Below are 23,475 nucleotides of genomic sequence, written 5' to 3' on the forward strand. Positions count from 1 at the left end.
ATCATAATGTATTACTCCGATTGTTTCAATAATATTCAGATAATTAAAACATCTATATAGGCGAGAGAGTTTCATAATGTTCAATTACTAAACGAAAAACGAATAGTAAACCTATTCTCTCATATAATTAACGTTTTATATCGAACGTTATTTAATTATAATAAACTTAACATTCGTTTTTCACTAAACGAACAGTAATTCTGAAATGGATTCCGGCAGAAAAAAAGGCCAGCACACCAAAAACTGTGGCACCGGCCATGAATATTTTATTTCTCAAGTTTAACTGGCTCTGGAGAAAACCGCTCAACGTTAGATATATTCTGGATTACTTTTACAAGCGGGCCTACAAGGATTGCGGAAATAATCGTTCCTTCTCGAACCCCATAAATCGTTCCCAATGCTGTAGTGGAAATAATTAAGGCAATGATAACTAAAACAACATCAAATATTAGTTTTATTTTGCTAAAAGGTTGATTTGTATTAATGGCAATTACTTTTACAATTCCTTCAGCTGGATTATTCACGACGTTCGCCTTCAATTGTAATACAATGCTAAGCGCAATAACGACACAGCCTAAAACCACCATGAATAATTGAACAGAATAAAACGGTTGTGGAATGAAAGAAATTATATAAGACCAGGAATCTATTGCCACACCCAAAACAGGACCTACAAGCAGCTGCAAATACTGTGTTTTAGGAAATTTACTACCTAAAAGGCTAAATTGAATGAATACATAAAGTGTGTTCATTAACATCACTAACATTCCAAAGCTAATTGGGACAAATTGGCTCATTACATATGGTGGGCTCGTAATAGCAGTCGTACCAAGGTCAGCCATTGTTACTAGACAAATACCTAATCCTAAAATGATGGTGCTTAAAATGAACAAACTATAAGGTTTAACCATACTAACAAGTCCCTTTCCGCTTCTTTCTATTACATATTTATTTCGGATCTCTAAATTATATGTTACCACGTTTTGAGTGAAGGGGAGCTTGTCACGACCATTTCTCTTTTACTCTACTGAAAGTGCCTTTCATTGCTCTTGAACCCCACTTTTTATTCTTTCTCCTGTTCAAAGAGCGGTTCATTCCTTCTGTGAACGGCACTTTCTTCTCTTTCTCTTGCTCATAGTGCGGTTCATTCCTTCTATGAACGGCACTTTCTGTTCTTTCTCTTGCTTATAGTGCTGTTCATTCCTTCTGTGAACGGCACTTTCTGTTCTTTCTCTTGCTTATAGTGCTGTTCATTCCTTCTGTGAACGGCACTTTCCTCTTCTACTCTACCAATAGTACCTTTCATCACTCTTCTGAAACGCACTTTCTGTTCTTTCTCTTGCTCAAAGTGCGGTTCATTCCTTCTATGAACGGCACTTTCTTCTCTTTCTCTTGCTCAAAGTGCGGTTCATTCCTTCTGTGAACGGCACTTTCCTCTTCTACTCTACCAATAGTACCTTTCATCACTCTTCTGAAACGCACTTTCTGTTCTTTCTCTTGCTTAAAGTACGGTTCATTCCTTCTATGAACGGCACTTTCTGTTCTTTCTCTTGCTTATAGTGCTGTTCATTCCTTCTGTGAACGGCACTTTCCTCTTCTACTCTACCAATAGTACCTTTCATCACTCTTCTGAAACGCACTTTCTGTTCTTTCTCTTGCTTAAAGTACGGTTCATTCCTTCTATGAACGGCACTTTCTGTTCTTTCTCTTGCTCATAGTACGGTTCATTCCTTCTGTGAACGGCACTTTCCTCTTCTACTCTACCAATAGTACCTTTCATCACTCTCTTGAAACGCACTTTCTGTTCTTTCTCTTGCTCAAAGTACGGTTCATCCCTTCTGTGAACGGCACTTTCCTCTTCTACTCTACCAATAGTACCTTTCATCACTCTTCTGAAACGCACTTTCTGTTCTTTTTCCTACTCAAAGTGCGGTTCATTCTTGCTATGAATCGCACTTTCTTTTTATAATGCATCAAAGGACAGACCCTTCAATGCATTTTTGCACCAAAGTGTCTGTCCCTCCGATTCATGTCCCACCGATTCATTGGCTCATTTTCGCCAAAGTGTCCACAAAACTCAATTGTTTATAGTACAAAAAAGAAATAAAAAACAAGCATGATTAATCCAAGAGGTACGCCACACATTGCCCATTCCTTACTCGTAATACGAAGTTTCGTTGAGGCAATAATATTAGGTATGTTACCAGGAACCAACATCCCTCCACTTATTAGTAAGCCTAACAGCAGCACTCGTACGGTATCGTCTTCTAACTCAGGGCTTAGTTCTGCTGCGGTGAGTGTTGCATTGTCCAATACCGCTGATGTCATGTTTAGCCAATATATGATGGATGGATCTAGGGATAAAAAATAGGTGGAAATGATAGGTTCAAAGCCTGCCCCTAAAAAAGTCAGCCCCATAATGAAAAAGTATACCTTTAATGCTCGTACTAAAATATCTTCATAACTTTCCTTTTTATTTATTTCACCAACATTCTCCTCTACCTTCGCCGTGTCTTTTACAAAAATAGCCGCCAATACCCCAAAGATAAATAAAGCTAACAGCACTTCTTTTCCTATAAGCTTAAATAGATAGAAAATATCTTCATTTAGCTTACTAATTGCAATCGTAGACAATGGTTCCCCAATAGGAGAAATCGCTGCACCTAATCCGATAGAAAAGCAGGCCAGTATGGCAAGTCTCACTTCATCTTTTCGACCAAGTTCTAGCTCGGAAATGATAAAAACGAGTACCAGCGCCGCAATAATTGCTGTAATGAGACTTGACACTACTCCTAAAATAACGACAAGGAAAAAGACCAAGTAAGTAAATCTCACTTTTTTTCTTACATGGGCTACCATGATACGAGTGGGAGTTTGCAGCCATTTAAAAATCAATCCCGCCCCGAAAACGGCAAGCGTAATTTTAATTGGATCGGTGGCAGCAGTTATAAAAAGAGGCCAGTTTAACACGTTGCTTATTATTACTGTTATTCCACCCATGAAAAGGAGAAACATCTCCATATTTCTTTCTATTATTTTTACAGTTAATGGGATGATTAGCACGACCAAAAATATTAGCAATAATCCTAATTCCATAATGAATGAACACTCCCTGTACTTACTATTAAAACTTATTAATGGGATAACAGTTCATCATATGATTTGGAGTAGGACAAATATTCGTAAAAATGCATTAAAGGGCCAGACACTTCGATGCATTTTTGCACCAAAGTGTCCCCTCAACTTACTGCCATACCCTTATACTTTGCTGCCTGTACTAGTTGAACTTCATCGAGCTTATATTAACTTAGTGCTAATAGCTCTCAAGTGTTTTTGACGGATGAAGAACTTATCAACGAGCTTATGTCCACTTTTAAAGGATTAGAATTAGAAAAAGTCGAGCACCCACCTTTTGAAAGCATGGGCCTTCGTAGAGATACGTTTTTCGTGGAAGTAAACAAAAACAGTAGATTAAACGTTCATATAACAGAAGACGGATATATTACGCTTGGTAACCGGGAAGCACTTAACATCGATTACGGCCACTACAAAATCTTAAACGAATATAAGTATTTCAACGCCATTGATTCTTTACCTATTGAATGGAAATAATGATGCTGAGTGTCAGACACCTTGATTCACGATGATTCAAGGTGTTTTTCACTGCCGTTCTTTAACCCATTTTTTCTACACTTCTTTGTACTATATCCACCATGTCGTTTTCGGCACCAAGGCTAAAGTTAAAGATAACTCCACTGCCTCCACCTGCACTAATTGCTGTAATGTAGACTTTCTCTTCAAAACCAACAACTGTCAGGCTCAAACTGGCTCTGTTTCCATTTCTCATATAGTACTTATCATAAACCCGAACTGCTATTTTAGTATCTCCCGTCGCATAGTCGCTCTCATCCACTAAGTTCATGCTAATACCACTATTACGAATATCGTTTTGTAACTAATTGACTACTTCTTCAAACTTACCTTTAATGATCGTTTCATACTTTGCCATGACAGTTTCATCATCTCCCATAATTACTTTTTCCGTGTAATGGTTAGTTAATTCCACAGAAAAAGCCATTAGTCCTGCAATGGAGAAAACGGGGACGGGGTTATATTTCTCATTTGGAAAGAATGAGAAATGTAACCCCGTCCCTAACTTCTCCCTCTTACCAAAATTTTGAATCCATAGTAAAATATACATATTAAGATTAATTTCGGTTCCTAGAATTGTCATGTGGAGGTGAAACAATATGCAAAAAGGTATTTTCATAACTTTAAGTATCGGGTTAGCTGTTAGTTTAATTGCGAACTATAACCTTAGTAAAAAAGTAAACACATTAGACAATGAACTTCGGTATAACATAAGAAATTCAGATAGAGTGACAGAGCAATTACAGCAGCAACAATATTATATCGAGCAAGCGTTTTATGAATTCAAAGAGAGTAATAGTTGGATTGCAGAAGAACACTATGTTCCGAACGAGAATCTTTCAACCCCGTCTTCTCTTCACTTTGACTATGAAGTTACGTTGAGAGAAGTAGGTGGAGACTCGACGGTTCAGTACCAGTATCGTGTAACTGGAGATGAGAATTGGAAGATTTCCGAGATGAGACGAATTGGCGATGCTACTTTTACCGTACCAATTGTGCTTGTTCCAACTGCCGAATACGAGTTTCAGTTAGTGGAAAAAGGGAGCTCCATCAAAACAGGGGCGGTTGCTACCATACCGAGTGAATATTATTACCCCTCTCCGGTAATGATTATGGGTTCTGGTTCAAGCCTTGATCATAATGATGTATTAACTCAGATTGACATGGAATTAGAGCAATGGGAAGTATTATTTGAATTTTTCGAGGCGGAGTCTGTAAGTGCGCTTCTATATAATGGGAATGAGCTTACTCGAACTGTTCCTTTAAGAAAAAGAACAAGAGCTAATGGCGGAAATACGTGGCGTCTAAACTTACATAATCCCAATGCCACATCTATTCTGATCGAGGTTATTTATAAGGATGGCAGAGAAGAATTGTTAGAAGCTTATTCTGATAGGCAGTAGTAGTGAAATGTGTGTTGACCCAGTAGGCAATAGTTTTACTAAACTGGGGGCAGACACCTTAGCTTACTTGGAATAATAAGACGATACGGTCGTGATCAGTAAGGAGTAATGATGAGTACATTCAAACAAATACTATTTTTATGCGTTTTACTACTTTCATGTTTATTATTAATTTTGTCCATCGTATTTTACTTCAATAGCTTTATAAGTTTTTTGCTTATGTTTCTTTCTACTACTTTGTCTATTATGTTATATATTATAGTAAAAAAAGTGGGTTGAGGGGTCAGGAGTTATAACCCATTTCCCCAAAATATGGTGGACAGTTACTCCTGACCCCAAAAACCACCTATCCCTTCTCACTTCGCCCTTTGGATTACACTTCTAGATATTCCAGTGATTCTAGATAGTTGTACTATTGAGACTCCTTTTAGTTTTTTCATTTCGGCTAGGATGGCGTTTCTTTTTGATTTTTCGAGTTGTTGAAGAACTGATTTATGGGGGATTCCAATTTTGTTTAAGTAAGAAACGACTTCAAAGTCAGAAGGTTTCACCTCCATTTCTAAGCAGACATCATCGTTTTGTTTAGACATGTGTTTTTTAAATAGCGCAGTGGCTTCAGTTGTTTTTTTCGAAAAAAGGTTAAGGACAAATTCTGTATTGACGAGGGTAGGATAGGTAAGGTATTCATTCAAGCTTGTCCAACTGCTTTCAAAAACTGTCTTCACTAAGCCTGCTTTCAGTTGGTTTTGATGGATGTAACGAAGTACTGTGAGAAAATAATCAGTCGTTTCCACCGGTTCGCTTCGATAACGACCTTGAAATAAATGACCGCTTCGTTCGTACTTTGAATTGTACCATAATACATAACTCGCACTAATCCGTTTAATAACTTCCGAGATTGGTACCTCTTTCGACTCCTTAATCAACAGATGAACATGGTTGTCCATAAGGCAATAAGCATATAGTTGATAGTTACATAGTTCTTTTAACTTTCTCAGCTTACCAATGAAAACTTTTTTATCATTTGCATCCTCAAATATTGTTTGCCGATTAATCCCCCTCATTATCACATGATAAACACCAGTACTACTTTTTCTCCGCATAGCCCTAGGCATTATAATTGCACCTCACTTTCTGGTGTGGTTTTTAGGGTCAGGAACTCTAACTCACTCTCTAATTTTTTATTTGTTTTTGGTATCAAATAGTTTTGAATAGAATTTTCATGATTAAGAAGGAAAGGAATATATCAGAAGAAGTGGAAAGAGGACTTGAACTATTAGAATTTTATGACTTTTTATTTTTTATGTCAAGTGGGTTTTTGGGGTCAGAAGTTTTAACCCACTCTCCAATTAAATTAACACGGTCATTCCCAAAAAAGGTGGGTCATAATTCCTGACCCCAAAACCCATTAACCCACCTCAAAACCGCTCTAGTTCATTACCCATTTATCTTTCAAGAACATTATTCTACTGATGATTAGCCCTGCGATGATGCACAGTATGTTGCTGCCGATCATGATGGCAAGGTGTTGGTAGTTTACGATTCCGAAGCTAAGTTCCTTTAAAATCGTAAAGAAGTTCATAATAGGTATTGCAAAATGTTGGTACGATAGTTCGTTAATGCCGATTCCAGTTGTTATCATTAATGGAAATACAGCGACCATTAATATTGGTGTGCTATAGCTTTGTGCTTCTTTCACTGTTTTCCCCATGATGCTAGCTACCATTAATAATGTTGCGACAAACATGGAATAGACGATGGATACAAAAAACGCTGCACCGATTACTAAATATGCGTTTTCGCCAAACGAGACTGCGCTTTTTAAGTTTTCTGTTAAAAAGTTAATCTCTAGAGCTACCACAACGAGTGTGACAATCCCTGTAATTGCGCCAATGGACGAGATGGTTAGCCATTTAGCCATTAGTAGCGTCATGCGGTTTACAGGCGTCATTAATAATGCTTCCATCGTCTTCTTTTCTTTTTCTCCAGCAAATAAGTCAGCAGCAGATGGACTTGCACCAATACCGATTGCTAAAGCCAAAATTAACGGTATTAGCATAGCAATTAAATTGATGTTAACATTTTCTTCAGTTAGTTCTTTTTGTTCCAGTACAAACGGTTGAACTAGCTGCTGAGGAATACCTTCTCCGTCTAAACGCTCTGCAATGACAGTAGCTTCATAGATTCCTAATGCTACTGTCACTTGCGTCATTAAATGTGAAGACTTTTGACTAAAAGAATCGCCAATAATCGTTGCTGTTGCTTCTTCTCCGTTCGCTACTTTTCCCATGAAATCTTCACTTAATATTAATGCTGCTTGGGCGTCACCTTCCTGTAATGTTGCAGTCGGATCTTCTACTTTTACAAGTTCAATATTAGAAAAATTAGCAAGTAAAGATTCTTCTTGTTGACTGAACGCTTGATCAACAGCTAGTTGGTACCTTTCATCTGCCCCCTCCTCTACCAAACGCTCATAGAAGAGAACAAGACCTGTCATCATGACGATTGGAAGTAAAACTGTTAACAATAATGTACGACGGTCCCGAAAAGAGTCTTTCATTTCTTTGAGATACATATTACGAAACATATTCATTCCCCCTAACTAATTTACTCATGAAAATGTAGTTCAAATCTTTGCTTCCTTCTTCTTCATAAAGAGATTCTAGAGAGCCGTGATGGACAAGTTCTCCTTTATGCATCATCGCCACTGTGTCACATAGCATTGTCACTTCTTCCATGATGTGACTAGAAAAAATAATCGTTTTCCCTTCGCGTTTAAGTTGGTGCACTAACTGTCGGAACACATTCGAGGACGTAATATCAAGTCCTGTTGTCGGTTCATCGAAAAGGATGATGTCTGGGTTATGGATAATCGTTCTAGCAATCGCAACTTTTTGACGCATTCCTTTGGAAAACCCGCCAACTTTACGATCCAAGTAATCTCTCATACCGAACATTTTTGCTAATTCGTCGATTCGCACCTTTGTTTCATGTTTACTTAACCCATAAAGTGTCGCAAAGAACTCTAAATTTTCTCGAGCTGTTAAACGATCATAAAGGCCTGTTTCCCCTCCAAAGAGCACCCCGATTTTCTTTTTAATATGATCAGGATTTTTCACAGTATCATAGTCCGCAACAGTAACCTTCCCATCTGTAGGGGTTAATAGCGTTGCAATGGTTCGTAGTAAAGTCGTTTTCCCTGCCCCATTTTCTCCTAGTAGTCCAACCACTTCTCCTTTATTAATGTTGAAGGATACATGTTTTAGAGCCGTTACATATATCTTTTTGTCTTGAAATTTCTTTGTTACTTCTCGAATTTCAATCATCTTTTCCACCTCTTTTGTTTGGTTTCTTGGTTTTATCATACAAAGAAACGCAAGTCGAATCAGTAGTTTGGTCGTGAATGTTCCATTTCATGTCGTGAATATGTCAAAATAACTGTAAGAATGGTAAAATAAGAGAATGTTTGGAAAATATGTAGGAATACAAGTGAGGCGGAACAATGAAAGTTGGACTTGTAGATGATAGGTATATAGATTTAGATAAATTGAATGGGATTGTAGCGGGTATTCCTAATGTAGAGATTGTGTTTTCCACCCAATCTGCAGAAGAAGCTTATGAGTACATAAAGAAAAAAGCGGTAGATTTGTTAATTGCAGATATTGAGATGCCTAATCTATCAGGATACGAGCTAGCAGATATTATTCACTCACACGCCCTTAATATAGCGGTCATATTCGTTACGGGAAATAGTGGATATGCTGTTCACGCTTTTGAACTAAATGTCCATGACTACATCATGAAACCTTATCCGAAAGACCGTTTAGTGAAGAGTATAGAGCGGATTTTAGAAAAGTCTAATGCAGCAGAAATTGCTGGTAGACTTTATTTGAAACAAAAAAATGACATTCATATCGTACAAAAGAAAGATATCGTGTTCATCGAACGATCTGGTCGTTCTACGACGATTTTCACGAAAACAGGACCAATTAAAACGTACCAAACGTTAAATGAACTTGAAGGTGAATTACGAGAACGAGATTTTCTCCGATCACATCGTTCTTTCATCATTAATATCCATTATGTAAAAAATTTCTCGCTTTACGCAAAGAATTCTTACATCGTTTCCTTTGAAGGACTTGAAGAACAAGCAATGATTACAAAAGATAAAGTGGAATTTTTACAACAGCATTATTTTTAAAGGGTGAATGAACGTGAAGAAGAAGAACTTATATTGGCTTATAATTGGAGCTTTAGGATTTTTCCACCTACAATCTTTGCTTGAAGATGTAATACCTATCTTTGTTAGCATTTTCTTCATACTAGGAATCGTATTTTATTTGTATCGTACTGTTTTACTACAGGTAGAAAATTTGCCTTTCAGATGGAATTTGATTTTAGTGGTTTTACAAGTACTAGTATTACTTTTGTCTTTGCTATCTTCTTCTATTTGGATGTCATTTATTTTATTCGTATTATTTATTAGTTTAGAAATAATTAGAACTGGCTGGTCGAAAGGAACGGCGGAATTGGCAAGAACTATTGATAAACACGAAGAGCAGTTGGAGCAAATTAATGAAACTTTCCGAGTTGTTCGAAGCGAAAGACATGATTTTCTAAAGCATGTGTCTGCTATTCACTTTATGTTGGAAAATAAGAAAGAGTTAGAGGCGAAAGTGTATTTAGATGAACTAGTAGATAGCTACGAGGAAACAAATTTCTCTATAAAAGGAGAAAGTGGTGTAGTTGCTGGCGTCTTGCACCAAGCCTACATTCGGGCGAAGAAATTGAATGTTGATCTCATTTATGACCTAGATGTACCTTTATCAACGCTTCCTTTACCTGACCAGAAAATGGTGACACTTATAGGTAATCTTCTTACAAATAGTATAGATGCTTCGGAAGAATGGCAAAAGAAGAGCAGAAAGCAAGCGACAGTAACCGTGCAATTTTATAAAAGAAGTGGCCTTTATATACTAAAATGCAAAAATAATAGCCTGCAAATACCTACCAAAGTACTCGACGAACTTTTCCACACGTACGGTAAAACGACAAAAGGCGGAAGCCACGAAGGACTTGGCACAAAGGTAATTAAAGAAATTGTTGAAGAACACCAAGGCTTCTTAGACTTTGTCTACAAAGAGGAAGAATTTGAAGTTAAGATTAAGATTCCCGCAATTAAATAGAATGAATTATTTGGAGTGCCAGCCCACGTTAAAGTTTTACCAAAATGGGGGACACACCCTGTCAAAATGGCTTATGTTGTATAAATAACATAACAGGTTAATGCTCTAAGAGGCCGTTGAAGAAGTTAAATATCTTTAAAGTGATTTACTTTTAATAAATCACTTTCCCAAACTTTTTATTTGATTTTCAGTAATCCCTTTAATTTATTTTAGACATTTATTTTTAACGGCAACTATTTTTTCTTGAGGAGAAAACAGGGACGGGGGCTATTTTCTCATTTGGAAAGAATGAGAATTCAACCCCCGTCCCCGGTTTATCACCTATACATCCCGCAAAAATGGGCTCGGTTCTCCTACGCTGTAAAGCTGCAAATAATGCATTGCTCTCGTGCAGGAAGTATAAAAAACTCTGCGCAGACTCTCCTCACCGTATACATGCTCCGATGCATCATAAATAATGACGGCATCGAATTCGATACCCTTGGACAAGTATGACGGTATGACAACTACTCCTTGCTCATATTCAATCGAGTTGCTCTTTAAGAGTTTCATTTCATCAATGCCAGACAGAGATTCATATGCACGTACACTTTCCTCCGCAGATTTGCATATGATCGCAATACTTTGATAGCCAACACTTTGTAACTCGGCGACTTTGGAGGCAATGCAGCTGTGCAGTTCTGCGTGATCGTGCAATTGTTTTAGCTCGGGTCTCTCACCGTCACGTTCAAAAGGGATAATCCTTTCGCCGTTAGGTACTAGTCTTCGTGTAAATTCGATGATTGGTTTTGTTGACCTGTAGCTCCGTGTTATATTGATCAATTCCGTTTTATCTGGTCCGTATAGATTGGTAAGTGTATGAAAATCTACCATTTCACTAGCATGTGCGAATATTGCTTGATTAAAGTCACCTAGCACAGTCATTCTTGCAGAAGGAAATAAACGCTTTAGAAACTCGAATTGAAAAGGTGAATAATCCTGCGCCTCGTCAACAACGATGTGTTTGATCAAGCTGTTTGTCTGAAAGCCTTCGATCAACTCTTTCAAAAGTAAAAATGGGGTTGCATCCTCATAAAATAATTTATCTTCCTCTAGCATATCTAGTGTTCCTTGACATATTGCCGCCCACTCCGCTGGTGTCTCCCCTTCGATCCACTGTTTGATCTGCAGGGAATCAGTAAATAGTTGCTTGTAAATACCCTTATAATCGACAAAACGAAACGTTCGGATTCTCTTTCGCAACGGCTTCAATTTTTGGTGAACAATCAATTGGGCAAGTGCGGCTGGCTCGATCTCATAATCGCCAATCGACTCTCTATTAAATCCGCGTTTTTTCGCTAAGTAGGCGTGTGCCTTATGATAATCATCTTCGCTAAGTAGCTCGATTTCCTCCTGTACCCATTGCTTTGTTCTTTCGACCTTTTGGACCTCATTTATTTTTTTCAATAGATATTCTGTCAATTTTTCAAGTCTATTATGGAAACGGAGTGACGTGTCTTGACTGTAAAACCATTCTGCTATTTGTTGTGCCGTAACGATTGGTTTCCCTCTGAAGGTAATGTCCTTAAATAGCATTCCTGATAATTCTAGTGACTGTCTGTATGATTGAATCGCCTCAAAAAAACGGGTAGATGCTTTAAAACGGATGCTTGCAAGCCTTGACCTGTACGCAGGAGTCTTTGCTGCGGTTAAAACATATTCCAATTGCTCGTATGGATTTTCAACTTGAAACTCTTTACTCAGCCGATGATCCAAGTATTCCTGAAATGTGACCTGCTGCATATTCTCTTCACCAACTTCAGGCAACACATTAGACACATAACTGTTAAAAATCGAATTAGGAGAAAATAGAATAATTTGATCCGCATTCAGATTATCTCGATATTTGTAGAGTAAATAAGCAATCCGTTGCAGAGCTGCTGATGTCTTGCCACTGCCAGCTGCACCGTGAACAATGAGCAATCTCCCGTGGTCATGACGGATAATCCTGTTTTGCTCCTGTTGAATGGTCGCTACTATGTTGTGCATTTGTTTGTCTTTGCCTTTTCCCAGAACCTGCTGTAAAATCTCGTCTCCAATCGTAAGACTCGTATCGAACATCGATTGAAGCACGCCGCCACGGATAATGTATTGCCACTTTTTCTCCAATATGCCTTCGATTTCGCCTTCTGGTGTTACATACTTAGCTGGACCAGGCTCGTAATCATAATAGACACTCGAGACAGGAGCCCTCCAGTCGTAGATCAGGAAATTTTCCCCGCTAGTATCAGTAAGCGAGGAGATACCAATATAGATTTGTTCCTGAGTTGAAGTTCCTTCTTCCATAAAATCAATCCGCCCGAAGTACGGGATTTCCTCCATTCGGCGCAGCGTGGATAAACGTTTGGATGCATGTCTGTGGGTGCTTTGACTTACGGACAGCGCTTGGGCCTCTTGACGCAAGCCGATAATGGTTTCAAGGTAATCATCAAAGGAATCCGTATTTACTTTGACTTCATCCCAAAAGTGTCTTCGGATACCAACTACTTCGTTTTTACGTCTTACCGTTTCTTCTTCCAGTCTGTTGATTTCCTCCGTAATTGTCTCCATTACACTGCCTACTCGTTGTTGATCCAGCTGAAGTTCTGAATTCATAGCAAACACTCACTCCTTAAAAAAATTCTATAAAAGGGTTGACTAACGCACCGGTTTCATTGTATAATTATAATAGGGATAATATATTTAAATACCAATTAAACAATGCATATCTATATAAATTTACCACAAGATCTTATTTTTTTCAATGTGTTGGACTTACAATTTTTAATCTTTTTCCATTAAACTATCTCACAATCCATATAAAAAAGAGTAGTATTTACCGTTTTCAAGGTAAATACTACTCTTTTTATGTTTTAGCAAGAGTTCTCAGCTAGACGATGATTACCCGACGGTGGACTGACACCGAAATATGCACTTAAAATATGAATAAACCCCAGTACGCAGCATTTTTAGCATACAGGGGGGCTTTATACCAAAAAATTAAAATCTTTTTTCACTTTTTTTAGCATGTTCTTCTTTTTCTAGATAAATAAACAAATTAGTTACCCATTTTGAAAGAAAAATGACAAAGACATAAACAAGGAAGATGTGAAAGTAATTTACCCATTTATACATCTGAAACATGTTGTGCATAGTTAGTAATGGTTTGAAAATAAAGGAAAATACTGCCCCTAGTATAATAGAATAAACGTAATAATTTTTACCTTTGTTTAATGTCCATTGATACATTAAGATAAAGGAAACAGGGATAAGAGATGAATCTAAACTTACATTTTCAGGTAAAAAGGGGAAAAAATGAAACGGGAATGCCCATAGTCCATTTTTCAATCCGTATGAAACGATGTAGGAAATATAAAGATTGAAATTAATTCCATAAAACCCTAATAATATCGCTCTTTTTCGATCAATCTTGTAAAATAATATAGCTAATGGAATTATAAACATGGATAAGTTAACCCAAAATTGCCAAGTACCAAAATGCGAAAACTGTTGCCAATAGTCTAGCCATTTCTTAGAGACAAGTTCTTGTAAATCAATTATTTCTTCCAAATTTAATTGTTGTTTATTCACCATTCCACTTCTACCCTTCAAATAGTAAAAATTTGATAAATTTAAGAAATCCAATGAATAACACTAGTTCTTTTCTGTGTATTGTAACCTTATTAAGATATCCCTATCCAAAACAATGAAATAATGAATGATTATTACTACAACTAGTTACTTCGAAAAACTGGCCAGACCCCCAATGCTTTAAGGTTTTACCAAACTTGGGAACTGGCTCTATCGCCTTATTTTCTCCACAAATGTTTAAGAAAACTAAATATTGCAATTAGAAATCTTCACTGTATAAATATAAAATCGAAACCCGACTAAAATGAGCATGTAATGTCGGGTAATGGGTCTTTTATCCTGTTAGTATATTGATGAAAGGTGGTTAAATTAAATGGATATGTTACAAGGAATGAACAATGCTCTAAATTATATTGAAGACAATTTGGCTAGTACTATTGAATTAAATGAAGTAGCGAATAGAGCCTTCTGCTCTGAGTATCATTTCAAACGTCTATTTACCATTCTGTCAGGTATCACTATTCTGAGTACATTCGCAGAAGGCGACTTACTTTGGCTGCTCTAGAATTGAAGGACTCTCAAGTTAAAGTAATTGATATTGCAATGAAGTATGGATATCAATCTCCTGATGCCTTTTCACGAGCTTTTCAAAATTACCACGGAGTAACTCCTTCCTTATCAAGAAGGCCTCAACAAAAATTAAAAGCATATCCAAGAATGACCTTTCAATTAACTATTCAAGGAGGAATCGAAATGAAATACCGTATTGTTGAAAATGAAGCATTTAAAGTTATTGGAGTTAAGTATGAGGTCAAAATGGAAAATGAAATCCTATCCCCTACCTATGAAAATATGATTGCAGGTATCAGTGATGAGAAAATGAGTGAAATGGAGTCCTTCTCTAATAAGGAACCTATTGGGATTGTTCATGTATCCGTCAACTACTCAGAGAGTCCGGATGGGAAGGTAATTTTTAACCAATATATTGGTGCCGTTACTACAAAGGGAGAGAAAAGTGAGTATTCAACATTAGAAGTCCCTGCGTTAACCTGGGCAATTTTTGAAGTGGATGGGGATTGGCTACAAGTAGAAAAGCATTGGCAGCGAATTTACTCCGAGTGGTTACCGACATCTTCCTATGAGCTAATAGTAGGGGGACCGGAAATACTAGCTAGCAAAGATCAAAAAAGTGAGATCTGGATCTCTATTAAGAAAAAGTAGAAAATAAGCCTCTACTTATTTCTATCCCAGACCAAACGTGTTAAAGGCTGACTTAGGTGTATTCTTAGTCCGTCTTTTTTTCAAAAAAAGGTGCCTACCCCCAGTACGTTAACGTTTTACCAACCTGGAGGACTGGCAATAAAAATCCAACATATATCTATGGAAATTCGTCAAATCGAAGATAAGAAATTATACCCCGTCCCCAATTTCACATGGATGCCACTGGTATTTAGATAAGTCAATATTTCCATTAGCACTTACTTCAACGCCCTCGATTTGCAGGGTCATCTTTTGTTCGTTGTAGGATTCATCATCTTGAAGGGCAATCTGTCCCTTAGCGTTAATTACTCGATGCCATGGGAGACGATGCTTCTTACTCATCGAATGGAGGATACGAACAACTTGTCTGGCAGCTCTTGGACTTCCTGCGAGCCCTGCAATCTGCCCATATGTCATGACCCCGCCTTTAGGTATGGATCGAATAATGTCTATCACTCTTTCGGTAAAAGGTGTCACTATAATAGGTCCTCCTATCAATCAAACGTTCTTTACTAGTAATAAGATGCTCTTGTTTTATCAAAGATTTCTTTCCTACTAAAACAATTAATAATGTTAATTTCCAACCGGAACTCTACATCCCTTAAGAATGCTACTATTTCATTATCATTTAATCAAACGTTTGTTTAAAAATTACTATGTTAGAAATAAAGAGGCTACCAAAAAGTCAGATTCCTCTAACTTCCTAGCCGCCTCTTCTTCATTGCTATTATTAAACTTTAAAACTAGAAACCATTTCTTTTAATTTATGTGCATGTTCAGCTAGTTCTACTGCGCTGGAATTCATTTGTTCCATTGCGGCTAAACCTTCTTCTGAAGCTGCAGCATTGTTTTGGTTTCCTTTTGATGTTTCTTTTGCAATCTCAGATACTTCTCTGAACACTTCTGTTACTTCTTCACTCAGTTTATATGTGTTGTTTACTTCTTCTCTAATATCATCCACTAATGATAGTGTTTCGAATATTTTATTTTCAATAACAGATAATGATTCTTTCGTTAATTTAGCATTGGAGACACTTAATTTCGCCTCATCATTTACTTCACTTGTAGAGGATATTGCCGTTTCCATTTCTTGTTGAATTTCAGAAATAATCGTTCCTACATTTTTAGAAGAGTGTTTGGATTGCTCGGCCAGTTTTCGAACTTCTGCTGCTACTACTGCAAAGCCTTTCCCTGCTTCACCAGCACGAGATGCTTCGATTGCGGCATTTAGTGCTAAAAGGTTCGTTTGTTCCGCAATTTTGTTGATGTCTTCTACGATTTTTTCAATTTCGCTAGATTTATCGACTAAGATTTTCATCATTTCTAAGTTAGCATTTGATAACGATTGTAGCTTTTGGATACTTTCCGATTGTCTATTCACGCTTGCTACACCTTGATAGGAAGCCTCTTTCATTTCGGACGATTTATCTTTGACTATGACAACTTTTTCATTCACATTTTTATTAAACATATTCAATTCTTCCATTTTATTTAGAGAAGACTCCGCATAAGTGGAGGTCTCTTCTGAACCTGTGGCTATTTCATTGTTTGTTTCAGCTATTTGTGAAATGGTTTTCGTTGTTTCGTTTGAAGCGATAAGTAACTCTTCACTGCTTATCGCAACCGAATTAGCTGTTTGATTAACTTCCTTTACTAAGTTACCTATACTCTCTATTAATTTATTCGTATTTTCTCCTAATTCAGCAATTTCATCTTTTGATTTCAGATTAATTCTTTTCGTTAAATCTCCACCTGAATTGGACATATCTAAAATCAGCTGACTTATATAACGTAGGTTAGTTGTTATATTCTTTGTGATGCTAATTCCTAGTATAGTTGCTATGATGATAATCAAAACAATGAATATAATTAAGATGATCTCTGTCCATAGGATTAAGGAATTCAGTTCAGCCACTCTATTCTCGGTAAGTGATTGCTCCTCTAAAATAAACTCTTCCATCAATACCCTGATTTGGTCCATATAATATTTTCCACCTTCAAAGTCAGCTAAAACAACGGTTGTTTGAAGGTCGTTTTTTATTCTAATATCAATATTTCTATCAATGTATTCCACTAGCCATTTATCCACTAAAGTAAGTATCTCATTTATACTTTCTACTTGTTGTGGACTATTACTAACATCCTCTAAAATTAGGTCAAACTTATTCACTATTGCACCTTTAGCATGGTAATAAGGTTCTAGATAGATGGTATCCCCTGTGAATAAAAAACCTCTTTCTCCAGTTTCGATATCTACTATAAGCTTTTGAATATCCTTAGCATTCGATATCACTTGAAAATCATTTTCGATTATATAATCAAGTTCACCCTTTAATTTTGTAAAAGAAAATATTGTAACTAAACAAATCGTTATTAAAGAGATTATTAAAATACTAATTGAAAAAATCAACTTACTCTTAATAGTTCTAAGCACTTAAAATTTCCTCCTAAAATCAAACTAGCATCATACCTTTAATATATCGACTTAGAGGCATAAATTTTCAATTAATATACATACTATTTTTAATTAACTTTTTAGGAAGCAGGATGAGTATGTATTTTAAGAGGCTTTATTCGAAAAAACAAGATAATAAAACAAACAGTCTTACACAAGTACTGAGTGTAGATTTAGATAAGTCCCTTAATATAGCCTTAATTAAAAAACTTACACATGATACGGATGACTTAATAATAAAGGAGTTTAATGAAGAAATCACCTTGGTTTATTTTGCTTCTAGAGTAGACCACAGTGAATTACAAAAATATATTCTTTCGCCATTAGCTCATCATCAATCAGTTGAATTTCTTGAAAATACCTCACTAAATAAGTATGCAAAAACAAATGACCTTAATGAGGCTGTTGAATTTTTATCTCTAGGTAAATGTTTAATTATTCAAGATAATAATCCGATTATTATTGCTATACATGTAGAAAACGTGATGAAGAGAGAAGTTTCAGAGCCAATTAATGAACAAGTTATACGAGGATCTCATATAGGGCTAATTGAAAGAATTTCTTCAAATATCAATATAATACGGTCCAATGTTCACCACCCTGGAATGGTTGTAAAATACATTAAAAGTGATAAGAACAAGACAAATGATCGTATAGCTCTACTTTATATCGAAGAACTAGCAGATAAAGAAGTAATTATTAAAGTAAATAATAAATTAAAAAATATTAATACTGACAATATCAACTACACTTATTTCAATGAAGAATTACTCGAAAATAATACTTTCTCTCCCTTCCCGCAAGTATTAAATACTGAAAGAGTAGACAGAGTAGTAACTAATTTACTTGAAGGAAGAATTGTACTTCTTATTGATGGGAGTCCGACTGCTTACATTTTGCCAATAACATTTTTTACTTTTTATCAGTCACCAGATGATTACCAAAGTAGGTGGATAATAGGGAGCTTTTATCGTATTTTACGTTTAATGAGCTTCCTTATTGCCTTAAGCTTACCTCCACTTTACATCGCAGTCATTGCATTTCATTATGAAGTTGTTCCAGGAGATTTGGCATTAACTTTTAAAGATTCCGTTCAAGAAATACCATATCCACCAATTGTTGAAGCAATTATATTAGAGATTACTATTGAATTAATAAGAGAGGCAGGAATAAGACTTCCCAATCCATTGGGACCTACAATTGGTATTGTGGGAGGTTTAGTAATTGGAGATGCAGTTGTAAATGCTGGCTTAGTTTCCACTTTAATGATAATTGTTGTTGCACTAACTGCAGTTGCTTCCTTTGCTGTGCCTACCTATGAATTAAGTATGTCAAAAAGAATTTTGAGGTTTCCGCTTATGGTTGCTGCTGCTTGCTTTGGATTTATTGGAATTATCATTGGGTTTTCCATTATATTAATTCACCTTTGCCAATTAGAATCTTACGGAAAGCCATATCTTTATCCTATATCACCTTTTGATCCAAAAGAATTTAGAGATAGCATATTTAGACTTCCAAACTGGATAATAAAAGATGAATCATCTAATAAGTAAAATGATAGAGAGTGTGCAACAAAGTGAATATTAATAAAAATGAACTAACACAATGGCAACTATTTTTTCTCATTGTACAGACGCAAATAGGAATAAGTATCTTATCCCTTCCAAATACAGTTTTCAAAAATGCAAAGTGGGATGGCTGGATTTCTGTCTTAATTGCTGGTATAGGAATTCAAATTATTATAACTGTTATTTGGATGTTACTAAAAAACAAGAATAAAATGGAGTCCATTTTTAGTAAACAAACTTTAATATTTGGAAAGAAAATTGGTTCTTTTTTTAACTTATTATATATATTGTTTTTTATTATGATCTTTTCGTTCGTCTTGGTTTTATATAGTGAGATAATCAAAACTTGGATTCTCATTTATACACCACATTGGCTTATAGTCTTAACATTATTAATCCCAATTGTATACTTGGTCAGAGCTGGTCTCCAACCGCTTGCTCGATTTTATGTTTTGACGATTCCTATAATTATTCTAATTATTATCTCCATTGCCATTTCCTATAAACGAGTAAATATATTCTATATACTGCCAATTGGATATAACGGACTCCAAAACATCCTTATCGCTTCCAAAGACTGTATTATTGCAATGCTTGGTTTAGAGGTCATTATGGTTGGATACACACACACAAAGATAGCACCTAAAAAAGCTTATTTTATGTCGAGTTTGGCAAATATCGTTGTAACTATCATTTATTCATTTACCGTTTTTACTTGCTCTATCTATTTTAGTCCGGAGGAAATTAACATAGTTCCACATCCAGTACTTTATATGACGAAAGGTTTTACTTCACCAATTATTGAGAGAGTTGACTTAATTTTTGTCACTTTATGGGTATTGTTAGTGATTACTACAGCATCATCTTACCTTTATATGGCAAGTTTTGGATTAAAGTATACGTTTAAAAAAGTAAATTTTAAAGCAATTGTTATAGTGGTTGGATTTCTTTCCTTTTTTTTAACGTTTATACCTAGAGAACAATATTTGTTAATTAAAGATATAGGAAAAGTAATCAGTTTTGTTAGTTTCGGTTTCTTGTTCTTTTTACCTGTTTTTCTATTAATACTTTCTATCTTTATTAAGAGGAAAGGAGAAAAAAATGAAACAACTACATAAAACCATTACCATTTTAACTGTTTTGATATTATTAACTGGTTGCTGGGATGAAAGACTACTAAAAGAAGCAACTTTACTTATGCTTGTAGGTGTTGATTATCTAGAAGATGGTCAAGTGCAAACATCTGTATCTGCTCCATTATTACCTAGTCAAGAAACAGTTGATAATCGATTAAATGCCGTAGCAGTCGGCCAATCATTCAATGAAACGAAATTAGCTTTAGACAGGTCCATACCAGGACATATAGAGATTTCAAAACTAAAAGTATTTTTACTGGGACCATCTGTTGCCCAAACAGATGTATATCCATTTTTAGACAGTATGTACCGAGATCCATTAAGTGCGTTAAACGCCAAAATTGCCGTTGTGGATGGAACTGCAAAAGACTATATTATGTTATACCCTAAAAATAAACCTCGGATTAGTATCTATATAACCGAATTGCTAAACAGTGCCGAGGAACATTCATATGTACCAGTTCAAACTATAGAATATATATGCCCAATTATGTTTGATGAAGGACAAGACTTCATTGTTCCCTATCTTAAATTGGATAAAGCAAGTCAAGAAATTAGTGTTTCTGGAACAGCGCTATTTAATGACAAAAAACAAAGTGGAGTATTAGATGCCCATGAATCGATGTTATTTTTACTACTTGCAGACCAAAAGGGAAAATCTGCAAAAATGACCCTTACGATTGACGATCCGAGTAATAACAGACAACCATTCGATAATATCATCACCATTGAAATTAAAAAATTGGATAGAAAAATGAAGATAGTACCTAAGAATGACACTATAGAGGCGGAAATTGATTTAAATCTTTATGTGGATGTCATAGAATATCCACACGATAATTTGCAGGAAAAAAAAGAGGTAATAAAACTAGATAATGTTTTAACGAAAATATTAACAACGGAAAGTGAAGCAGTAATAAAAAAACTTCAAGAAGCAAACTGTGATGGGTTTGGTATTGGTAGAAGAGTATTTGCCTTGCATAATACATTTTGGGAAAATCATGATTGGAAAGAATTGTATCCCTCTATCTCCATAAAATCTAATGTCCATGTGAAAATTATAGACCGTGGAATTATTAACTAACAATTAACCGAAAATTAGGGCCAGAACTCCGGTCGCTAAGAGAAAACGGGGACGGGGTTACATTTCTCATTTTATAAATGAGAAATGTAACCCCGTCCCTAGTTTATCATGTTTATCTATTTCAATTGAAAAAACCATTTGTAAAACTTCCATATTAATATTAATGAACCAAATACAGTAATCCATGTAACATACCAGTCCCAATGAAGATAATTTATTAGATTGGTGTACTTTTCGAATAAGATTTCTAACAAGGTTAGAATTGTACAAAAAGAGCTAATGTATACGAATTTTTTCCATATGGTCTTCTTTTGGGGATAATAAATACAAAAGAAGCTACTTATGATTGGAAACATAATAAATTCGAATAAAAAACTTGTACCATTGACATTCGCAAGTTCTCTAACAGGGTATTCTATTAAATTTAATTGGACGACAAGTAAACCCAAAAACCAGGTAACGAATTGTTGGAAAGAAAAGGCAATACTAGCCTCTCTCCATTTGTTTTTTGGAATAAAGCCTAAAGAAATAAAAGTAATAGCATATAAAACATATAAAAGCATAAACTCAATATTCATATGTATCAGACCCTTTTGGAGGCTGTTTGAAAAGCCACACTACATAACGACGGCATAACCATAATTCAATAGTAAAATTAAAGAAGCTTCTTATTAGATTATCTATCTTTATGTTCATGATGTTTGTAAATGTCCCTATTAGAATCATAAAAGATAAAATAACTCCTACCCACAACAAGTAATGGACTAATCTTCTCAGAAATTTAGCGTTAATAGGGAAATACAATTGAAATAAAACAGCTGCGGTAGGAAACGCTAAATATTCCATTGTAAAATTGATTGTCGTAGCATCTTTAAAAAATCGGACAGGCGCTTCGAGTAACCCCGCATTGGTTAATCCGATGCTAAATAGCCAAGTTAACATTTGAAAAAACAAAAAGGTAGCTACTACCTCTCGTATTCGAGTTCTCGGTACTGCTTTCCAAAGTATTATAGGAAATATTACCCATAGAGAAGATAGCACAAAATAGTCGAACTGCATATGTATTCACCACCTAATTTAAGTATGAGTGAACTTCCGAAGATTTATGCAGAAAGCAGTGCCTGACCCTAAAACTTATATCTAAAGTTCTCAAACTTAGATATATTACACTAATCTTTATAATAGCTGATTGGGTTTGATTAAAACGAAGTGTAAAATCGGGGACGGGGTCACAGTTACACTTCCAAATAAAAAAAACTGACCCCGGTACAGTAAAATTTTAGTGTACTGTGGGTCAGGCACCGACTTCCATATGATTTTTTCAGGGTAACTAATTATTAACTCGTTTGTTAACTTCAATCGTAATGAACTCCGGTAAATAATTGGGAGTACATCCTTTTGATACCATTTCATCTTTGTAAAGACCCGTTTTCTCACCAAGTTTAATACAACGTGCTCGATACTTTTCATCATAAACGCCTATCCAGCCTGCGGTGAAATTCATAGCCCATTGAACTTCCGGTTCTTCCTGCGTAATATTAGCTTCAATTGCAGATAGTAAGTCTGCGGTGTTATCAGGCGGTATTTTTCCAGTCCATCTCAATCGCGCTTGAAAATACCAGAAAGTTCGCCTTTGAAGAGAAGAAGGACTATTTTCCCATAACTCCATCATTGCAATGTTCTTCTTGTCTTTGGTAAGCTGATTAGCCATTAACCAATCCATTAAGTTATTTCGCTCATCAAATGTGTGAGTCTGCATATCCTTATCAAGCTTATTTAGTACATCTTGTGAAAGATGTTTTTTGTCCATAATTAAGATTGCCAATAGTCTGGGCAGAAACTCTCCGGTTGACCAAAGTTCCATAGCTAGTTAGTGATCTTTTTTAATGTCCTTCGCGATTTTTCGTAAGTCGCCTAGCTTAGTTTTACTATTGATCTGAGGTAGAATGTTTTCTGCTTTTGATGAGCGTTTTATTTCTGTGCTTTTATTTTTATTCATTTGACACAACTCCTTATGCGGGATATATCAATAACTAAATTTCATTATAAGTCTTATTGCATACAATCCTATCATAACAATGAAAAAGGAGTGATTCATTTCGCCGTTACTTATGGTACGGTTC

At 35.7% G+C, this 23,475-nt stretch carries 23 protein-coding genes and 2 pseudogenes; 8 read left to right on the forward strand and 17 right to left on the reverse strand.

Going from position 1 to position 23,475, the window contains the following annotated elements; genetic code table 11:
• Positions 1-266: 266 nt before the first annotated feature.
• The 5 genes from CDZ89_RS17095 to CDZ89_RS17105 all read right to left on the reverse strand — a co-directional run bounded on the left by CDZ89_RS17095 (position 267) and on the right by CDZ89_RS17105 (position 3,096).
• Entirely contained in the window at positions 267-911 is a 645-nt protein-coding gene (locus tag CDZ89_RS17095) for a YczE/YyaS/YitT family protein (protein ID WP_100334069.1), read from the reverse strand.
• Between the two features lie 394 nt (positions 912-1,305).
• Positions 1,306-1,467: a hypothetical protein gene (locus CDZ89_RS20020; protein WP_198508256.1), complete on the reverse strand. Its 162-nt coding sequence runs from the start codon at positions 1,465-1,467 to the stop codon at positions 1,306-1,308.
• Positions 1,464-1,625 (reverse strand): hypothetical protein, encoded by a 162-nt coding sequence (locus CDZ89_RS19790; RefSeq protein ID WP_157842779.1) that lies wholly within the window; start codon positions 1,623-1,625, stop codon positions 1,464-1,466. Before CDZ89_RS19790 ends, CDZ89_RS20020 begins: the two co-directional genes overlap by 4 nt.
• On the reverse strand, positions 1,622-1,888 hold the full coding sequence (locus tag CDZ89_RS17100; RefSeq protein WP_157842780.1) for a hypothetical protein: 267 nt from the start codon (positions 1,886-1,888) through the stop codon (positions 1,622-1,624). Before CDZ89_RS17100 ends, CDZ89_RS19790 begins: the two co-directional genes overlap by 4 nt.
• Before the next feature lie 197 nt (positions 1,889-2,085).
• Positions 2,086-3,096: a DUF1646 family protein gene (locus tag CDZ89_RS17105; RefSeq protein WP_096155606.1), complete on the reverse strand. Its 1,011-nt coding sequence runs from the start codon at positions 3,094-3,096 to the stop codon at positions 2,086-2,088.
• A gap of 237 nt (positions 3,097-3,333) precedes the next feature.
• On the opposite strand from CDZ89_RS17105, the gene CDZ89_RS17110 reads away from it, so the two are divergent.
• Positions 3,334-3,612, forward strand: a complete 279-nt coding sequence (locus CDZ89_RS17110; protein WP_100334070.1) for a hypothetical protein — start codon at positions 3,334-3,336, stop codon at positions 3,610-3,612.
• A gap of 61 nt (positions 3,613-3,673) precedes the next feature.
• On the opposite strand, the gene CDZ89_RS17115 is transcribed toward CDZ89_RS17110, so the two are convergent.
• Positions 3,674-3,943, reverse strand: a complete 270-nt coding sequence (locus tag CDZ89_RS17115; protein ID WP_227521594.1) for a DUF6054 family protein — start codon at positions 3,941-3,943, stop codon at positions 3,674-3,676.
• 12 nt (positions 3,944-3,955) lie between these two features.
• Positions 3,956-4,078, reverse strand: a complete 123-nt coding sequence (locus tag CDZ89_RS20325) for a hypothetical protein (RefSeq protein WP_264755095.1) — start codon at positions 4,076-4,078, stop codon at positions 3,956-3,958.
• Positions 4,079-4,250: 172 nt separating this feature from the next.
• On the opposite strand from CDZ89_RS20325, the gene CDZ89_RS17120 reads away from it, so the two are divergent.
• The gene (locus tag CDZ89_RS17120) at positions 4,251-5,054 is read left to right on the forward strand and encodes a hypothetical protein (protein WP_100334071.1); all 804 of its coding nucleotides are present in this window, start codon (positions 4,251-4,253) and stop codon (positions 5,052-5,054) included.
• A gap of 356 nt (positions 5,055-5,410) precedes the next feature.
• On the opposite strand, the gene CDZ89_RS17125 is transcribed toward CDZ89_RS17120, so the two are convergent.
• The 3 genes from CDZ89_RS17125 to CDZ89_RS17135 form a co-directional block, all read right to left on the reverse strand.
• Positions 5,411-6,169 (reverse strand): transposase, encoded by a 759-nt coding sequence (locus CDZ89_RS17125; protein WP_100334072.1) that lies wholly within the window; start codon positions 6,167-6,169, stop codon positions 5,411-5,413.
• 314 nt (positions 6,170-6,483) lie between these two features.
• The gene (locus tag CDZ89_RS17130) at positions 6,484-7,641 is read right to left on the reverse strand and encodes an ABC transporter permease (protein ID WP_100334073.1); all 1,158 of its coding nucleotides are present in this window, start codon (positions 7,639-7,641) and stop codon (positions 6,484-6,486) included.
• Complete coding sequence (locus CDZ89_RS17135; RefSeq protein WP_100334074.1) at positions 7,631-8,380, reverse strand: ABC transporter ATP-binding protein; 750 nt, start codon at positions 8,378-8,380, stop codon at positions 7,631-7,633. Before CDZ89_RS17135 ends, CDZ89_RS17130 begins: the two co-directional genes overlap by 11 nt.
• A gap of 176 nt (positions 8,381-8,556) precedes the next feature.
• Here CDZ89_RS17135 and CDZ89_RS17140 point away from each other — a divergent pair, with 176 nt between their 5' ends.
• On the forward strand, positions 8,557-9,255 hold the full coding sequence (locus CDZ89_RS17140; protein WP_096155613.1) for a LytR/AlgR family response regulator transcription factor: 699 nt from the start codon (positions 8,557-8,559) through the stop codon (positions 9,253-9,255).
• A 13-nt stretch (positions 9,256-9,268) separates the two neighbouring features.
• Positions 9,269-10,240 carry a sensor histidine kinase gene (locus CDZ89_RS17145; protein WP_227521541.1) on the forward strand — a complete coding sequence of 324 codons (972 nt, stop codon included), beginning with the start codon at positions 9,269-9,271 and terminating at the stop codon, positions 10,238-10,240.
• Between the two features lie 321 nt (positions 10,241-10,561).
• Here the strand turns inward: CDZ89_RS17145 and helD are convergent, their stop codons facing one another.
• Together helD and CDZ89_RS17155 are read right to left on the reverse strand one after the other, a co-directional pair.
• On the reverse strand, positions 10,562-12,874 hold the full coding sequence (gene helD, locus CDZ89_RS17150) for an RNA polymerase recycling motor HelD (protein ID WP_100334075.1): 2,313 nt from the start codon (positions 12,872-12,874) through the stop codon (positions 10,562-10,564).
• 384 nt (positions 12,875-13,258) lie between these two features.
• A complete protein-coding gene (locus CDZ89_RS17155) occupies positions 13,259-13,852 on the reverse strand; it encodes a hypothetical protein (RefSeq protein ID WP_096155615.1) in 594 nt (197 codons plus the stop codon).
• A 370-nt stretch (positions 13,853-14,222) separates the two neighbouring features.
• Between CDZ89_RS17155 and CDZ89_RS17160 the strand changes: the two are divergent.
• Positions 14,223-15,070 (forward strand): annotated as a pseudogene (locus CDZ89_RS17160) (AraC family transcriptional regulator).
• A 189-nt stretch (positions 15,071-15,259) separates the two neighbouring features.
• Here CDZ89_RS17160 and CDZ89_RS17165 read toward each other — a convergent pair.
• Positions 15,260-15,586, reverse strand: a complete 327-nt coding sequence (locus CDZ89_RS17165) for an MGMT family protein (protein WP_100334076.1) — start codon at positions 15,584-15,586, stop codon at positions 15,260-15,262.
• A 253-nt stretch (positions 15,587-15,839) separates the two neighbouring features.
• Positions 15,840-17,543 (reverse strand): methyl-accepting chemotaxis protein, encoded by a 1,704-nt coding sequence (locus CDZ89_RS17170; protein WP_100334077.1) that lies wholly within the window; start codon positions 17,541-17,543, stop codon positions 15,840-15,842.
• 113 nt (positions 17,544-17,656) lie between these two features.
• On the opposite strand from CDZ89_RS17170, the gene CDZ89_RS17175 reads away from it, so the two are divergent.
• Genes CDZ89_RS17175 through CDZ89_RS17185 form a run of 3 tightly spaced genes read left to right on the forward strand, consistent with a single transcriptional unit; the run spans position 17,657 to position 21,352 of the window.
• The gene (locus CDZ89_RS17175) at positions 17,657-19,117 is read left to right on the forward strand and encodes a spore germination protein (protein WP_096155619.1); all 1,461 of its coding nucleotides are present in this window, start codon (positions 17,657-17,659) and stop codon (positions 19,115-19,117) included.
• Between the two features lie 23 nt (positions 19,118-19,140).
• Positions 19,141-20,250, forward strand: a complete 1,110-nt coding sequence (locus CDZ89_RS17180; protein ID WP_157842781.1) for a GerAB/ArcD/ProY family transporter — start codon at positions 19,141-19,143, stop codon at positions 20,248-20,250.
• A complete protein-coding gene (locus CDZ89_RS17185) occupies positions 20,234-21,352 on the forward strand; it encodes a Ger(x)C family spore germination protein (protein ID WP_100334078.1) in 1,119 nt (372 codons plus the stop codon). Before CDZ89_RS17180 ends, CDZ89_RS17185 begins: the two co-directional genes overlap by 17 nt.
• Before the next feature lie 116 nt (positions 21,353-21,468).
• On the opposite strand, the gene CDZ89_RS17190 is transcribed toward CDZ89_RS17185, so the two are convergent.
• The 3 genes and pseudogenes from CDZ89_RS17190 to CDZ89_RS17200 all read right to left on the reverse strand — a co-directional run bounded on the left by CDZ89_RS17190 (position 21,469) and on the right by CDZ89_RS17200 (position 23,351).
• Positions 21,469-21,930, reverse strand: coding sequence for a CBO0543 family protein (locus CDZ89_RS17190; RefSeq protein ID WP_096155622.1), 462 nt, complete (start codon positions 21,928-21,930; stop codon positions 21,469-21,471).
• Positions 21,920-22,411: a CBO0543 family protein gene (locus CDZ89_RS17195; RefSeq protein WP_100334079.1), complete on the reverse strand. Its 492-nt coding sequence runs from the start codon at positions 22,409-22,411 to the stop codon at positions 21,920-21,922. Before CDZ89_RS17195 ends, CDZ89_RS17190 begins: the two co-directional genes overlap by 11 nt.
• 271 nt (positions 22,412-22,682) lie before the next feature.
• A pseudogene (locus CDZ89_RS17200) lies at positions 22,683-23,351 on the reverse strand (DNA alkylation repair protein).
• Between the last annotated feature and the right edge of the window lie 124 nt (positions 23,352-23,475).

Origin of the sequence: Bacillus alkalisoli (genome assembly GCF_002797415.1) — a bacterium.
Taxonomy (GTDB): domain Bacteria; phylum Bacillota; class Bacilli; order Bacillales; family Bacillaceae_I; genus Bacillus_CD; species Bacillus_CD alkalisoli.